General features: G+C 28.8%; 12 protein-coding genes. 10 read left to right on the forward strand and 2 right to left on the reverse strand.

Translation table 11 applies throughout. The annotated features are described in order from the left end of the window. The first annotated feature begins 27 nt into the window (after positions 1–27). The 9 genes from BLS77_RS12690 to BLS77_RS12730 all read left to right on the forward strand — a co-directional run bounded on the left by BLS77_RS12690 (position 28) and on the right by BLS77_RS12730 (position 13,125). Entirely contained in the window at positions 28–1,044 is a 1,017-nt protein-coding gene (locus tag BLS77_RS12690; RefSeq protein ID WP_089970420.1) for a LacI family DNA-binding transcriptional regulator, read from the forward strand. Positions 1,045–1,138: 94 nt separating this feature from the next. After that, positions 1,139–2,617, forward strand: coding sequence for a 4-alpha-glucanotransferase (gene malQ, locus BLS77_RS12695; RefSeq protein WP_089970424.1), 1,479 nt, complete (start codon positions 1,139–1,141; stop codon positions 2,615–2,617). 3 nt (positions 2,618–2,620) lie between these two features. Beyond that, positions 2,621–4,981, forward strand: coding sequence for a glycogen/starch/alpha-glucan phosphorylase (locus BLS77_RS12700; RefSeq protein ID WP_089970426.1), 2,361 nt, complete (start codon positions 2,621–2,623; stop codon positions 4,979–4,981). A 291-nt stretch (positions 4,982–5,272) separates the two neighbouring features. Continuing rightward, a complete protein-coding gene (locus tag BLS77_RS12705) occupies positions 5,273–6,526 on the forward strand; it encodes an ABC transporter substrate-binding protein (protein ID WP_089970430.1) in 1,254 nt (417 codons plus the stop codon). 101 nt (positions 6,527–6,627) lie between these two features. Next, positions 6,628–7,494 carry a carbohydrate ABC transporter permease gene (locus BLS77_RS12710; protein WP_089970433.1) on the forward strand — a complete coding sequence of 289 codons (867 nt, stop codon included), beginning with the start codon at positions 6,628–6,630 and terminating at the stop codon, positions 7,492–7,494. After that, a complete protein-coding gene (locus BLS77_RS12715) occupies positions 7,494–8,408 on the forward strand; it encodes a carbohydrate ABC transporter permease (protein WP_089970436.1) in 915 nt (304 codons plus the stop codon). Before BLS77_RS12710 ends, BLS77_RS12715 begins: the two co-directional genes overlap by 1 nt. A 63-nt stretch (positions 8,409–8,471) precedes the next feature. After that, on the forward strand, positions 8,472–9,953 hold the full coding sequence (gene malQ / locus BLS77_RS12720) for a 4-alpha-glucanotransferase (RefSeq protein ID WP_089970440.1): 1,482 nt from the start codon (positions 8,472–8,474) through the stop codon (positions 9,951–9,953). A gap of 324 nt (positions 9,954–10,277) precedes the next feature. Then, a complete protein-coding gene (locus tag BLS77_RS12725) occupies positions 10,278–10,967 on the forward strand; it encodes a response regulator transcription factor (RefSeq protein WP_089970443.1) in 690 nt (229 codons plus the stop codon). After that, the gene (locus BLS77_RS12730) at positions 10,942–13,125 is read left to right on the forward strand and encodes a sensor histidine kinase (RefSeq protein ID WP_089970447.1); all 2,184 of its coding nucleotides are present in this window, start codon (positions 10,942–10,944) and stop codon (positions 13,123–13,125) included. Before BLS77_RS12725 ends, BLS77_RS12730 begins: the two co-directional genes overlap by 26 nt. Positions 13,126–13,206: 81 nt before the next feature. On the opposite strand, the gene fba is transcribed toward BLS77_RS12730, so the two are convergent. Together fba and BLS77_RS12740 are read right to left on the reverse strand one after the other, a co-directional pair. Further along, positions 13,207–14,070 (reverse strand): class II fructose-1,6-bisphosphate aldolase, encoded by an 864-nt coding sequence (fba, locus tag BLS77_RS12735; RefSeq protein WP_089970449.1) that lies wholly within the window; start codon positions 14,068–14,070, stop codon positions 13,207–13,209. Positions 14,071–14,277: 207 nt separating this feature from the next. After that, the gene (locus BLS77_RS12740) at positions 14,278–15,885 is read right to left on the reverse strand and encodes a CTP synthase (RefSeq protein ID WP_089970452.1); all 1,608 of its coding nucleotides are present in this window, start codon (positions 15,883–15,885) and stop codon (positions 14,278–14,280) included. A 638-nt stretch (positions 15,886–16,523) separates the two neighbouring features. On the opposite strand from BLS77_RS12740, the gene BLS77_RS12745 reads away from it, so the two are divergent. After that, positions 16,524–16,818, forward strand: a 295-nt coding sequence (locus BLS77_RS12745) for a helix-turn-helix domain-containing protein (protein ID WP_139164841.1), incomplete at its 3' end; no start/stop codon positions are given.

The raw sequence follows: 16,818 nt of genomic DNA on the forward strand, positions 1-16,818 counted from the left end.
TTTAAAATACAATAAGAGGTGTAATTTATGCAAATTAATGATATAGCAAAACTTGCAGGAGTTGGAGTTGGAACAGTTTCAAGAGTTATAAATAATCATTCACAAGTAAGTGATAAAACAAGAGAAAAGGTTCAAAAAGTTATAGATGACAATAACTATGTTCCAAATAATAGTGCAAGAATTTTAAAAATGAATAATACAAAAAACATCGGAGTATTAGTTAGAGGGGTATTTAATCCCTTCTTCTCTGAAATAATAGATACAATGAGAAAAGATATAGAGAAAGCTGGATATTTTATGGTTCTTCATCAAAGTGATTTAGGTGATTCAAAAGAAGAATTAAATGATATTATAGCGTTTATAAAAGAAAGTAAATTACAAGGATTAATTTATCTTGGAGCTCAGATTGAAGGATTAGATAATGAGACTTTTAAAAGGCTAAAAATTCCTTTAATATTTACATCAGCAAATACAGTATATGATGAAAATATAGATACATTTTCTACAATAACAATTGAAAATGCTAAGTCAGCTTATACAGGAGTAAATTATTTAATAAAGAAAGGTCACAAGGAAATTGCAATAATTCTTGGTGATGAAAATGATAGCGGAATAAGTAAAAAAAGATTTGAAGGGTACCTTAAAGCATTAGGTGATAATAACATAATGTTTAAAGAGTATAACGTAATTTATGGAGAATATGGATACGAAGGATCTTATATTAAAACTAAGGAATTACTTAATAATAATCCAAATGTTACTGCTATATTTGCAATATCAGATATTATGGCAGTTGGAGCTGCAAAAGCAATAACCGATAGAGGATTAGTACCAGGAAAAGAGATATCCTTAATGGGTTTTGATGGAATGGATATTACTAAATATTATACGCCTTCAATTACGACAATAGAGCAACCTAAAAAAGAAATAGCAGTGTTTACTACAAAGGTTCTTTTCGATATGTTAAAAGGTGACTGCGGTAATAAGCATTTAATATTAGAAACTAAGCTAATTGAAAGAGATTCTTGTAACGATATTAACTAGATAAACATATTCTATGCAGAGGAAGGGCTAAAGAAAGCATATGAAAAATGGATGCTTTCTTTAGACTAAATTATGATAAAAAGGGGAAAGTGAAATGGAAAGAAGTAGTGGGATATTAATGCATATAGCCTCATTGCCGAGTAAATTCGGAATCGGTTCCATAGGGAAAGACGCATATAGGTTTGTAGATTTTTTAAAAACAGCAGGACAAAAATACTGGCAGATATTACCTCTAGGACACACGAGTTATGGAGATTCTCCATATCAATGTTTTTCTGCTTTTGCAGGTAATCCGCATTTTATAGATTTTAATCTTTTAAAAGAAGAAGGATTATTAAAAGAAGAAGATTATAATAATATAAACTTTGGAAAAGAAGACGATAAAATTGATTATTCAATTATTTTTCTAGAAAGACAAAAGGTTTTTAAAATAGCCTTTGATAATTTCGAAAAGGTAAGATGTAATGAATTTGAAATATTTAAAGAAGAAAATAAGTTTTGGTTAGAAGAGTACAGTTTATATATGGCTATAAAGGAGCATTTTAATTTAAAATCATGGCAAGAATGGGATGAAGATATTAGAATAAGAAAATATTCATCAATGAAAAAATATAAGTATATTTTAAAATATGAAATTGAGTATTGGAACTTTATACAATATAAATTTTTTCAACAGTGGGAAGAATTAAAAGTTTATGCAAACAAAAATAATGTTTCTATTATTGGAGATATTCCAATTTATGTAGCAGAGGATAGTAGCGATATTTGGGCTAATCCTAAAATGTTTAAAATGGATAAAAATATGAAGCCAAAAGTTGTATCCGGTTGTCCTCCAGATTCATTTTCAATTACAGGACAGTTATGGGGAAATCCTATATATGATTGGGATGCAATGGAGAAGGATAATTATAGCTGGTGGGTACTTAGAATAAAAGAAAGCTTTAAGCTTTATGATGTAGTTAGAATAGATCACTTTAGGGGCTTTGAAGCATATTGGGAAGTTCCATATGGTGATAAAACAGCTGAAGATGGGAAATGGGTCAAAGGACCTGCAATGAAATTAATTAATGCTATAAAAAAAGAATTGGGAGATTTAAATATTATAGCAGAGGATTTAGGATTTTTAACTAAAGAGGTTTTAAAGTTTAAAGAAGAATCTGGATATCCTGGTATGAAGGTGCTTCAATTTGCATTTGGTGAAGAAGATAGTGACTATCTTCCACATAATTATCCAGTGAAATGTGTTGCTTATACAGGAACACATGATAATGATACTTTTAAAGGGTGGATGGAAAAGACAGGACAAAGTAATGAAGTTAAAAATGCTAAGAAGTATTTACCATTAACAAATGAAGAAGGATATAACATTGGATTCATTAGAGGTGTATGGAGCTCAGTTAGTTATTTAGCAATTGCGCCAATGCAGGATTTTTTAAATCTTGGTAATGAAGCAAGAATAAATTTACCGTCAACTTTAGGTGGAAACTGGAAGTGGCGGGCAACAGAAGAAGAATTAAGTACTGAATTAGCAAAAAATATATATAAAATAACAAAAAGATATGGGAGGATTTAAATTATGGATAAAATAGCTATGAAAAATGATATTGAAAAACAACTAAAAATCAAATATGGAGTAGGAATTGAAGAGGCAACAGGTGGAGAAATTTTCTCAGCTCTATCAACTTCATTAATGGGATTAGTAGTAGATAATTGGAAAGATACAAAAGAAGTTTATTCAACTGGAAAGCAAGCTTATTATTTATCAGCTGAATACTTAATGGGAAGAGCTCTTGGAAATAACTTAATAAGTTTAGGTATATATGAAGAAGTAGAAGAGTTATTAAAAGAACTTGGGGTTGATATAAATGCAATTGAGGAAAGTGAAGAAGATGCAGCTCTTGGAAATGGTGGTCTTGGAAGACTTGCAGCTTGCTTTATAGATTCAGCAGCAGCTATGGAAGTTCCGCTTCAAGGTTATGGAATAAGATATTCAAATGGATTATTTAAGCAAAAATTTGAAAATGGTTTCCAATATGAAGAGGCTGATAGCTGGTTAACTTATGGTGATCCTTGGAGTATTAGACGTGAACGTGAAATAGTAGAAGTTGAATTTGCAGATATGAAGGTAAAAGCAGTTCCTTATGATACACCGATTATAGGTTATAAGAGTAATAATATTAATACTTTAAGATTATGGAAATGTGAAGCAATAGAAGAATTTGATTTCAATTCATTTAATGAAGGAAAATATACTAAATCAATAAAACTTAAAAATAAAGCTGATGATGTTTCAAGAGTATTATACCCAAATGATGATATGAGAGCTGGGAAGCTTTTAAGATTAAAACAACAATACTTCTTAGTAAGTGCATCAATCCAAGATATAATTTCAAAACATGTGAGTTTACATGGGGAAGAATTTAAAGAGTTTGCTAAACTTCATGCAGTTCAATTAAATGATACTCATCCAGTTTTAGCAATACCAGAATTTATAAGAATTTTAGTAGATAAATATAATGTGGAAATAGATGAAGCAATTGAAATATCAAAGAAAGTATTTGCATATACAAACCATACTATATTAGCAGAAGCCTTAGAAAAGTGGGATAGAAGCTTAATAGTAAAAATATGCCCAAGAATATTTGAAATTATAAAAGTTATAGATGAAAAGTTTATAGCAGAGCTTAAAGTTAAAGGTTATAGCAAAATTGAAATAGATGAATTTAGAATAATAAATAAAGGTGTAGTTAGAATGGCGAACCTTGCAATTTATATAGGTTTTGCAGTAAATGGAGTTGCTCAATTACACACAGACATTTTAAAAGATACAGAGCTTAACAATTGGTATAAATTATATCCAAGCAAATTCCAAAACAAAACAAACGGAATTACACAAAGAAGATGGCTTAGATCTTGTAATAAAGAATTATCAGCATTAATAACAGAACTGTTAGGAAATGAAGATTGGGTTAAAAATTTAGCATTGCTTAAAGATCTTGAAAAGTTTAAAGATGATGAAGCGGTATTAACTAGATTTATGGATATAAAACATGAGAAGAAAGTTCAGTTAGCTAAATATCTAAAAGAAGTAGATGGAATAGAAGTAGATCCAAGTTCATTATTTGATATTCAAGTAAAAAGACTACATGAATATAAGAGACAATTACTAAATACTTTATATATTTTAGATTTATATTACAGAATAAAAGAAAATCCTGAAATGAAGATTCCAAAATCAACATTTATTTATGGTGCTAAGGCATTCCCAGGTTATAAGAGAGCTAAGGGAATAATTAAATTCACAAATGATATAGCAAACTTAATAAATAATGATAAAGATATAGATGGAAAAATTAAAGTTGTATTTGTAGAAAACTATAGAGTTTCTTATGCAGAAAAGCTATTCCCAGCTGCAGATGTTTCAAAACAAATATCAACTGCAGGTAAGGAAGCTTCAGGAACAGGAAATATGAAGTTTATGTTAAATGGAACTCCAACAGTTGGAACTTATGATGGAGCAAATGTTGAAATTGTAAGAGAAAGTGGAGAAGATAATAACTTTATATTCGGATTAAGAATTGAAGATATAGAAAAAATAAAATCAGAATATAATTCTAAGGAATATTATGAAAAGGATCCATCATTAAAGAGAGTTATAGATACATTAATAGATGGAACATTTGATGATGAAGGAATGGGCTATTATAAAGATTTATATAATTCTTTAGTAAATGAAAATGATCAGTATTATCTTTTAGCAGATTTTGAAAGTATGAAAAAAGCAGAAGATCAAGTATTTGAAGCTTATGCAGATAAAATGAGATGGGCTAAAATATGTTTTGAGAATACTTGCAATGCTGGAATATTTTCAAGTGATAGAACAATATTAGAATATTGTTCAGATATTTGGAATATAAAATCTACTAGGAATAATTAATTGTAGATTCATATAAATACCTTATGGAAAGGCAACCAATTTTGGTTGCCTTTCCATATAAAATTAGATGTAAAAATATAGGATTTATTACAGTATTATAATAAAAATACCGATGAAAAAATATTATATAATAATGGTATTTTGATGAGATATTATAGATAAACTTTAGTAAGTATGTAAAGTTTATAATTTGTTTGGAAAAGTTTATTTATAGTGTTTACAATTTTCCTATAAGATAATAAATTATTTTAAATAATTTTTTATATCTATTAAAATTTGGGAGGGGTATTTATGAAAAAAGTTTTAACAACAATTTTAGCTGCTGCAGTATTATGTGGCTGTTTAGCAGGGTGTTCTAGTAAAAAATCGGATAAGGTAGTAAAAGTATTTCAGCTAAAGGTTGAAATAAATGATGCGCTTTTAGATCTTGCAAAGAAGTATGAAGAGGAAACTGGAGTAAAGGTTGAAATAACATCTGTTGGTGGTGGTGCTGATTATGGTGCAGCATTAAAGGCTGAATTCCAAAAAGGCACAGAACCAGATATATTTATGATACAAGGTGTTGGTGATCTTGGAGTATGGCAACATAAGGTAGATGATTTATCTAAAGAAGCTTGGGTTAGTAATGCAGTTAAAGGAACTTTAGATACAGTAACTAAAGATGGCGCAATATATGGTATGCCAGCGGCAACTGAAGGATATGGGTTGATATACAATAAGAGTATATTAGATAAAGCTGGAGTAGATCCGTCTACAATAGATACATTTGACAAATTAAAAGCCGCTTTTGCAACTATTGATGGTAAAAAAGCTGAACTCGGACTAGATAATGTTTTATCATATACAACTAAGGAAACTTGGGTTACAGGAAATCACACATTTAACATGGCACTTGCAACACAAGAAAATCCACAACAATTTATGAAAGATTTTGTTGATGGAAAGGCTGATATAGTAAATAATAAAATATTTAAAGACTGGAGTAATTTAGTTGAATTACTTTGCACTAACAGCGGTGGAGCAGCATTAGATACTATAGATTATAGTAATCAAGTTGGTAACTTTGCTCTAGGAAAAACTGCATTCTTACATCAAGGAAACTGGGTAGCTGGAGATTTAGCTAAGTTAGATATAGATTTCGAAATGGGATTTGTTCCATTAGCTATTAATAACGATACAAAGGTAAGTGGAAGTATTCCAGTAGGTGTTCCAATGTACTGGACAGTTAATAAAGATTCTAAAGCAAATGCTGAAGCAAAAGAATTCTTAAATTGGATGGTAAGTAGTGAAACAGGTCAAAAATCTTTAGTTAATGATATGAAGATGATACCTGCATTTACTAATTTTAAAGTTCAAACAACTGATACATTAGCAAAATCAATAACTGAGTTTAATAAAGCAGAGAAAACACTTCCTTGGACATTTACTAATTTACCAGATGGATTTAGTATGGAAAAAGTAGGACCAATATTCTCTAAATTTGCTAAGGGTGAAATAGATAAAGAAGTAATGTTAAAAGAAATTCAAGCAACTACAGCAAAATAATAATGAAAAATATTACACCCCTGGGGTGTAATATTTTAGGGGTGTAATATTTTCCATTGTATAGAGATTAAGATTTTAGATTAGGGAAGAGAGGTGTGGATATGAATAATAAAACCAAAGAAAGAAAAGATTTTTGGATTTTTGTTATGCCTTGCTTATTTGCTTTAACAGTGGTAGTTATAATACCTTTTCTAATAGGAATATATTATACTTTTACTAATTGGAATGGAGCAAATCCAGAATATAATTTTGTAGGCATATCAAATTATATGGGATTAATTAAAGATAAACAATTTTTATATGCTTTTAAAATAACTTGTATTTATACAATTGCTAGTGTAGTTACAATAAATATCATTGGATTTGTACTAGCTTATATTGTTACTAGAAATCTAAAGACTAAGAATTTCCTAAGAACAGGATTTTTCATGCCAAATTTAATTGGTGGACTTATACTAGGCTTTATATGGCAATTTTTATTTAACTCTGTGTTTACATCTATTGGTGAAAATGTGGGGTCAAAGATTCTATCAACATCAATGCTTCAAGAAAGTAATACCGCTATGATTGCAATGCTTATAGTATCAGCTTGGCAATATGCAGGGTATATAATGGTCATATACATTGCAGCACTTGAAAATGTGCCTAGTGATTTACTAGAAGCAGCAGCTATAGATGGGGCAACGCAATCTCAATCATTTAAAAATATAACAATACCAATGGTTATGCCAGCTATAACTATATGTTTGTTTTTAACAATAGCTAATGCATTTAAAACTTTTGATCTGAATTTTTCACTAACACCATTAAAAACTACAGAAATGATTTCCTTAAATATTTATAAAGAAGCATTTGTTTCTAATAATATGGGTATTGGCCAAGCTAAGGCTATTATATTCTTTATATTTGTAACAGCAGTTTCTCTAATTCAAGTTTATATTACTAAGAATAAGGAGGTTGAAATGTAGTGGGTGAATATAAGATTAATAATGTTATAGAAGTAGATAAAAAGTCAAAAAAAAAGAAAAAATTAAAGACTTTAACAAGTTATAATTTTAAAACAGGGATTCTAGAAGCTTGTACTTGGATATTTTTAATATTATATTTAACACCATTTTATTTAATAGCTATAAATTCATTAAAGACAAGAAGAGAAATATTTAAGAATACAACTGGATTTCCAGAAGCTTTAGAAGGCCAAAATTATCTCCAAGCTATAGATAAAATGAATATAGGAAGTGCATTTTTCAATTCAGTAATAATTATAGTATGTAGTGTAGGTTTAATAGTATTCTTTTCTTCAATGGCAGCTTGGGTTTTAGCTAGGGATAAATCCAAAAAGAGTAAAATAATATTTTATACATTTGTGGCAGCTACTATAATACCATTTCAATCAGTTATGCTTCCGTTAATTAAATTAATGGGGAAAATGAATATAGAAGCTATAAATTTTAATATGCTAGGAACCAGATATGGATTAATTTTTATGTATATAGGATTTGGATCCAGTATGAGTATTTTTTTATACCACGGATTTATAAAATCAATTCCAAAAGATATAGAAGAGGCAGCTATAATAGATGGATGTACAAAATTTCAAGTTTATAGAAAAATAATTTTTCCATTATTAAAACCAATAACAGTTACAGTTACAGTTTTAAATGGAATATGGATATGGAATGATTTCTTATTACCATTCCTTACTATAAACGGAAAAATAAATACTATTCCTCTTGCTATGAATAACTTCTTTGGGGCTTTTTCAAAACAATGGGAGCTTGCAATGGCAGGAATAGTTTTATCTATTATACCTATGATAATATTCTATTTCTTTGTACAAAAATATATAATAAAAGGAATTACACAAGGGTCAGTAAAATAATAACTAATTATATATCGGGATAAAGCATCTTTTGAAAAAATATTACTAAGAGGAGATGGAAACATGTTTGAAAGAAGTAGTGGAATACTAATGCATATATCTTCTTTGCCAAATAGATTCGGAATAGGTTCAGTTGGGAAAGATGCATATGAATTTGTAGATTTTCTAAAAAAATCAGGACAAAAATATTGGCAAATACTTCCTGTTGGGCACACTAGTTATGGGGATTCACCATATCAATGCTTTTCAGCTTTTGCAGGAAATTATAATTTTATAGATTTTAGCATTTTAGAAGACGAGGGACTATTAAAAGAAGAAGATTATGTAGGATTAAGTTTTGGACAAGATAATAATAAGGTGGATTATAAAACTATTTTCATAACAAGAGAACTTGTATTACGAAAGGCATTTAATAGATTTGAAAAAAATATACCAGCCGATTTTAATATATTTATAAATGAAAATAAATTTTGGTTAAAAGATTATAGTCTTTATATGGCTGTAAAGAAACATTTTAATTTGGAAACCTTTCATAATTGGGATGATGATATAAGGCTTAGAGAAGAAAGTGCAGTGAAAAGATATGAGGAAAGTCTTAAAGAAGATATTAAATATTGGAACTTTATTCAGTATAAATTCTTTGAACAGTGGAAAAAGTTAAAAGCATATGCTAATAAAAATGGAGTGTATATAATAGGGGATATTCCTATATATGTTGCAAGTGATAGTAGTGATATTTGGTGCAATCCAGAAATGTTTGAGGTAGATGAAAATATTATTCCTACAGTAGTTTCAGGATGTCCACCAGATGCTTTTGCATTAACAGGGCAGTTATGGGGAAATCCAATATATGATTGGGCTGAAATGGAAAGGCAAAATTATAAATGGTGGATATTAAGAATTAAAGAAAGTTTTAAACTTTATGATGTAGTAAGAATTGATCATTTTAGAGGGTTTGAATCATATTGGGAAGTTCCAGGTAAGGATTTAACAGCAGAAAATGGTAGATGGGTTTTAGGACCAGGAGCTAAACTATTTAATGCCATTAAAAATGAATTAGGTGATTTAAATATTATAGCTGAAGATTTAGGATATTTAACTAAAGAAGTTATAGATTTTAGAGAAGCCACAGGATATCCAGGTATGAAAGTATTGCAGTTTGGATTTAATGGTGAAGGAAAAGGATATCTTCCACATAATTATCCAGTAAAATCAGTAGCTTATACAGGAACCCATGATAATGATACATTTAGAGGTTGGGCAGAAACTACAGGTGAAAAATCAGATTTAGAAGATGCAATAGAGTATTTTAAAATAACAGAAGAAGAAGGATATAACTGGGGATTTATTAGAGGGATATGGAGTGCTGTTAGCTATTTAGCAATTGCACCTATGCAGGATTTTTTAAACTTAGGAAATGGATCAAGAATGAACCTGCCGTCAACAATAGGTGGTAACTGGCAGTGGAGAGTTAAAGAAAGTGACTTAACAGATAAACTTGCAGAAAAAATTTGTAAATTAACAAAGACATATGACAGAGTTTAATATGTTAAAAAATAGCTTAACCATAATTTATGGTTAAGCTATTTTTTGTGGATAATAATATTTTCTGTAAGGAATTCTTAAGAAAATTGGTAGTAGTTTCTTAATTTGATTTGGTTATTCTATTAATAGAAGTTAATTAAGTCATCTAAAAGTAAATAAAAATTATCAAATTATTTAAAATAGGGGGATGAGATAACAGGGTAATTTAAACTAAGAAAATGGTGTATTTAGAGCTTAATTTAGCGGATAAGGAATATATTACTAAAAAAATAGCTTATATGATAAAATACTAGTATAAACAATAGGTGATCAGGGGGAGTTAAGATGATTAACATTTTAGTAGTAGATGACGACAGGGAAATTACAGAGGCTATTGAAATATATTTATTAAATGAAGGATATAATGTTTTTAGAGCTTTTGATGGGATACAAGCTTTAAATGTTATAAGAAGTGAAGAAATACATTTAATAATAATGGATATTATGATGCCGAATCTTGACGGGACAAGAGCAACTATAGAAATACGTAAAGAGAAACAAATTCCAATAATAATGCTTTCAGCAAAATCAGAGGACTCAGATAAAATTTTAGGATTAAACCTTGGAGCGGATGATTATATTACAAAACCATTTAATCCATTAGAACTTATAGCAAGAGTTAAATCACAATTAAGAAGATATACTACATTTTCTACTATAACAAAAGTAGATAAAAATATAATTATAGTAGGTGGATTACAACTTAATAAAGCTGGAAAAGAAGTATTTGTAGATGGAAAACAAGTTAAATTAACAGCTTTAGAACTTAAAATATTAACGTTATTAATGGATAACATAGGAAGAGTTTTTTCAATAGAAGAAATTTATGAAAGAGTGTGGAAAGAAGTTGCATATAACGTTGATACAGTAACAGTTCATATAAGAAGAATAAGAGAGAAAATAGAAATAAATCCAAAGGAACCTAAATATTTAAAGGTGGTGTGGGGCATTGGGTATAAAATTGAAAAACAGTAAGGTATTTAGAATAGTAAATATTATTATTTTAATAACTATGATTATTATATTGCCAATAAAAGTTGCAAATATAATTAAATATAAGGATTACTCAAAGAATATATATAATCTGAAGCTAATATCCGATTATATATTAGACTTTGATAGTCAAGCTTGTAATATGCTAGAACGTTATACTGACTTACAGGGAAATCCAACAGAAGAATATTTACAGCGTGATATATCAATGATGAAGTCAGACGATGAAAGTGCATTTAAGTATAGGAAGGATCATATAGAAAGTGAGCAAGATGGAGGAGCTGAAAAAGCAAGCAAGGAAAAAATAGATATGTTACTAGAAGAAGTTAAAAAAGAAATTATTAGATCAGATGAAAAATTAAGAGCGGATGCTATTAGTAGTATCAAAAATAGTTTTAAAGATTTTAAAAAGGATCTTATTATAAATAATGTTAATATTGAATTTTATTTTGAGAATAATGAAAATGGAAATGTAATAACTAATGTCCCTGGAGTAACAGCTGATGATTTTGATATTGATAATAATAATGACTATGAAATTTTAGAATTAAGCAACAATAATAATAAAAATATAAACGATAATAAGAATACAGAAAATTTGTATAATATTAGATTAGATATATCAAAAAACACACAAGATGATAGTGGGTACAATAGGTACTATAGAATACCTAAAAAATTATTGCCTGGAGATTGGATATATGATATTCAAGCAAGAGAAGATAAAAGTAAAGAGGATTTTAATCGAAATAGAATAATGTCAGTAGGTATAGGAGTAGTGCTTCTGTTATCATTAATATTAGCTTTAAAAAATAAAAGGAAAGCTAATAATGGGTTTTTTTATATGTTTCAAAAGATAATACCAATAGAAATTAAAATTATCAGTCCTATTTTAGCAATAGTAAATGGTTATATGATGACTATCTATGTTCTTTTTGGAAGAAAAATAGATATAGCTAGTTTAATGGTTCAAGCAATTTTATTAATTATAAGTTATTTATTCATAAGTAACCTTATAGCAAATGGAACCTCTAAAATTGATTATGAAAATATGAAGAAGAGAAGCATTATATATAATATAAAAGTATTAACAATAAAGTTTATAGATTCATTAAAAGAAAGCTTTTCAATAAACTCTACTACAATTAGATTAGGGATATTTATAGTAATGACAGTATTAGCTTACATAGGGGCTATGTTTTTACATAGGTATAGTCAATATGAATACTATTGGTATGAGAAGTATGTTGTTGCTTACGAAATACTATATCAAATAATTATAATTATATATGTTTTTAATTTTTCTAAAAGATTGAATTTGTTGAAACTTAATACGGATAAAATAGTAGAAGGAAATTATGATGTGGAAATTGAAGTTAAAGGTCCTAGAATAGTTAAGGAAATTGCAGCTAATATTAAAAATATAGAATCTGGATTTAGCAAGGCTGTTGATGATGGGATTAAAAGTGAAAAGTTAAAGGGTGAACTTATAACAAATGTTTCTCATGATTTAAAAACACCATTAACTTCAATTATAAGTTATGTTGATTTATTGAAAAATGAAAATTTAAAGGAAGTGGATAGAATAAAATACATTAATGTGTTAGATAGAAAAGCTCAAAGATTAAAAGTGTTAATTGAAGATCTTTTTGAAGCATCCAAAGCAGCTAGTGGAAGTATTGAACTACAAAAAGAGAATATAGATGTGACTTCACTTCTTAGGCAAACTCTTGGAGAGTTTCAAGAAAAAATTTCAGCATCTTCTTTAGAGTTTATAAATAAGTGGCCAGAAGAAAAGGCAGAATTATATTTAGATGGCAAAAAGACTTGGAGAGTATTTGAAAACTTAATTTCAAATATAATAAAATACTCAATGAAAAACTCAAGAGTCTATATAGATGTAATTAAAAATATCGATAATGTACAAATAGTAATGAAAAATATATCAGCATATCAATTAGATTTCACAGAAGAAGAGGTTATTGAAAGATTTAAAAGAGGAGATAAATCAAGAAATACAGAAGGGTCAGGGCTTGGGCTTTCAATAGCTAAAAGTTTAACTAATTTGCAAGGTGGTACTTTAAAAATAGAAATAGATGGAGATTTATTCAAGGTAATATTAACTTTTCCATCAAAGTAATTAATATTTTAGAGAAAGAAAAAAGGATGTTACAAAAGCAAAGCTTTAGTAACATCCTCTTTAAATTAAGTATTAAATGAATTAGGCTTGGTTAGTTGAACCAAATAAGTCCATTTTTTCCTTAACTGTAGCCTTTATAGCTTCAAATCCAGGTCCTAATAATTTTCTAGGATCGAATCCTTTGCCTTGTAAGTCTTTACCAGATTCTATATACTTTCTAGTTGCAGCTGCAAATGTTAATTGACATTCAGTGTTAACATTTATTTTTGAAACTCCAAGTGATATAGCTTCTTTAATCATAGCGTCTGGAATTCCAGTACCACCATGTAATACTAGTGGCATATCTCCACAAAGTTTATTGATTTCTGCTAATGCATCCATGCTTAATCCAGCCCAGTTTGCTGGGTATTGTCCATGGATATTTCCGATACCAGCAGCTAAAATAGTAACTCCTAAATCAGCTATTGATTTACATTCCTTAGGATCTGCGATTTCTCCAGCTCCAACAACTCCATCTTCTTCTCCGCCGATTGATCCAACTTCTGCTTCTAATGAAACTCCTTTAGCAGCAGTAAGCTTAACCATTTCAGTAGTTTTTTCTATATTTTCTGCTATTGCATAGTGTGAACCATCAAACATGATTGATGGGAAACCAGCTGCCATAGCTTCTTTAGCGCCTTCATAGCTACCGTGATCTAAGTGTAATGAAACTGGAACTGTAATGTTTAATGACTCCATCATTCCGTTAACCATTGCAACTATAGTTTTGTAACCAGTCATATATTTAGCAGCACCTTCTGATACTCCTAATATTACTGGTGAATTGTTTTCTTGAGCAGTTAATAAAACCGCTTTAGTCCACTCTAGGTTGTTGATGTTGAATTGACCAACAGCATACTTACCTTCTCTTGCTTTGTATAACATTTCTTTTACTGAAACTAACATGGTAATACCTCCGTTAATTTAAAATTTTATTATGATTATGTAACAAAATAAATATTTTGTATATTTATTTCTTACTGATAATTATTATACCCTAAAATACCTACAATGAAAACAAAAAAACATAATTCATATTTTTTTGTTTCTTAAATTTTAATATAAAAGATGTAGATATAGGGGGGCTAGTTAAAAATATAACAAGATATATTTTTATTTTTTACTCTCTGTTAGGGCTGCATGTACAAACCCAACAAATAATGGATGAGGTTTAGTTGGTCTTGATTTTAGCTCAGGATGGAATTGTACTGAAACATACCATGGATGATTTTCAAGTTCCACTATTTCAACTAAATTACCATCAGGGCTTGTTCCTACAAATTTCATTCCTGCAGATGTTAGTTGTTCTCTAAAATTATTATTAAACTCATATCTATGTCTATGTCTTTCATTAATTAGGTTATTTGAATAAGCCTTATATGAATAACTATTTTCATCTAACATGCAAGGGTAAAGACCAAGCCTCATAGTACCACCTAAATTTTCTATATTCTTTTGATCTGGAAGAATATCAATTACAGGGAACTTAGTATCTTTATCTATCTCAGAGCTATTAGCTCCTTCAAAACCTAATACATTTCTTGCAAATTCTATAACAGAACATTGCATTCCAAGGCAAATTCCAAAGAATGGTTTTTTATTTTCTCTAGCCCATCTTGTTGCTTCTATTTTACCTTCAATTCCTCTATCTCCAAAGCCTCCAGGTACTAAAACACCATCACAATCTTTTAATAGTGAATCAACATTATCCTTATTTAAATCTACAGAATCAATCCAAATTATTTCTACATTTGAGTTGTTAGATAGACCACCATGACTTAAGGCTTCTACAATAGATATGTAAGCATCATGTAATTCTACATATTTTCCTACTAAAGCAATTTTAATATTATTCTCAAGAGTTTTAATATTATTAACCATTTCAATCCATTCACTATTATCTATAGCTTTAGTTTCTAATTTTAGCTTTTCACAAACTAATCTATCTAATCCTTGATTATGTAACATAAGAGGTACTTCATAAAGATGCTCGGCATCTAAGTTTTCTATAACACATCTTGATTCTAAGTTACAGAATAAGCCTATTTTTGCTTTTAAATTATCAGGAATTTCTTTTTCAGATCTACAAACAATTATATCAGGTTGAATACCAATGCTTCGTAGTTCTTTAACTGAATGTTGAGTAGGCTTAGTTTTTAGTTCGCCAGCTTTTCCAAGGAAAGGAACTAGTGTTACATGAATAAAGCATACATTTTCCTTACCAACTTCATATTGTACTTGTCTTATAGCTTCTAAAAATGGTTGCGATTCTATATCTCCAACAGTTCCACCTATTTCGGTAATAACTACATCTACATTTGTTTCTTTACCTAAAACATATACTTTTTCTTTTATTTCATTAGTTATATGAGGAATTACTTGAACTGTTCCTCCAAGATATTCACCTCTACGTTCCTTAGATATAACTGACCAATAAATTCTACCAGTTGTTATGTTATTATTTTGACTTAAATTTTCATCTATAAATCTTTCGTAATGACCTAAATCTAAATCAGTTTCTGCACCATCATCAGTAACAAAAACTTCGCCATGTTGATAAGGGCTCATTGTTCCTGGATCTACATTTAAATAAGGATCAAATTTTTGAATTGATACCTTTAAACCTCTATTTTTTAATAATCTACCTAAAGATGCAGCAGTGATACCTTTTCCAAGAGATGATACTACACCACCAGTTACAAATACATATTTAGTACTCATTTGAATTCCTCCTATAATGTGAAAATTTATATTGACAGCTTACAGATTAATCGTTATAATAGTAATTACCCCCTAAAATACAATGGGGGGCTTATATGTATAAACACATAAAATATATATTAGCACACTTGGTTTTAAAAATCTAGTGTATTTTTGTGGTATTTTAAAATAGTTAATAAAATAACATAGTCGTATTAATGTAGGAATTAAATTTTACATTAATACGATTTTTTTATATTTAATATAAACTAAGAAATTATATGTAAAATAAATGTAGGTTTTACATAATTGATAGATTGTTTTTTGAAAGTGCCTAATGAAAAAATGAACCAAGTATAAACATATGACCATAATTAAGTGAAGGGGGCGATAAGGTGGAGATTGGGGGTATAGAAAATCTTATAGATAAATATGGTGATTATATTTATGGATTTTGTAGAAAACTTGCAATAAACCCCAGATTTAATTGTAAATATGAAAGAAAATTTTGAATAAAAATAGAAGACTATGAAAGTGAAAACTCCTATAATTATAGCTTTAAACATAGAAGCCTAGGGTACCCTTAATTAGTGATATGCTCCCTTTATAGTAGACAGTTGAAATAATAAAAACTGTTTATATAGAGGGAGCATTTTATTATGGAAAGAAAAACTAAAATATTGTCAGAAATTAAGATAGAGGTTGTTAAGGAGTATTTATCAGGAAAAATAAGTGTAGGGCAAATAGCTTATCAACTACAAGTTTCTAGCTTCTCGGTTGAGGAATGGATACGTAAATATAAGGCTTTTGGAGTGGATGGATTAATAAGTAATAGTAGAAATAAACATTATTCACATGAACTTAAGATTAAAGCAATAACGGATTATATCAACGGTGAAGGTTCTTTATATGATATTTCTATTCGTTATAAAATATCAAGTCATTCTGTTCTCA

The organism is Clostridium gasigenes (assembly GCF_900104115.1).
Lineage (GTDB): Bacteria > Bacillota > Clostridia > Clostridiales > Clostridiaceae > Clostridium > Clostridium gasigenes.

Bases quoted from the DNA above. Each gene is read 5' to 3' on its own strand.
- malQ (WP_089970440.1), top strand. From the start codon at position 8,472: ATGTTTGAAAGAAGTAGTGGAATACTAATGCATATATCTTCTTTGCCA.
- BLS77_RS12690 (WP_089970420.1), top strand. From the start codon at position 28: ATGCAAATTAATGATATAGCAAAACTTGCAGGAGTTGGAGTTGGAACA.
- BLS77_RS12740 (WP_089970452.1), bottom strand. From the start codon at position 15,885: ATGAGTACTAAATATGTATTTGTAACTGGTGGTGTAGTATCATCTCTT.
- BLS77_RS12725 (WP_089970443.1), top strand. From the start codon at position 10,278: ATGATTAACATTTTAGTAGTAGATGACGACAGGGAAATTACAGAGGCT.
- fba (WP_089970449.1), bottom strand. From the start codon at position 14,070: ATGTTAGTTTCAGTAAAAGAAATGTTATACAAAGCAAGAGAAGGTAAG.
- BLS77_RS12705 (WP_089970430.1), top strand. From the start codon at position 5,273: ATGAAAAAAGTTTTAACAACAATTTTAGCTGCTGCAGTATTATGTGGC.
- BLS77_RS12700 (WP_089970426.1), top strand. From the start codon at position 2,621: ATGGATAAAATAGCTATGAAAAATGATATTGAAAAACAACTAAAAATC.
- malQ (WP_089970424.1), top strand. From the start codon at position 1,139: ATGGAAAGAAGTAGTGGGATATTAATGCATATAGCCTCATTGCCGAGT.
- BLS77_RS12710 (WP_089970433.1), top strand. From the start codon at position 6,628: ATGAATAATAAAACCAAAGAAAGAAAAGATTTTTGGATTTTTGTTATG.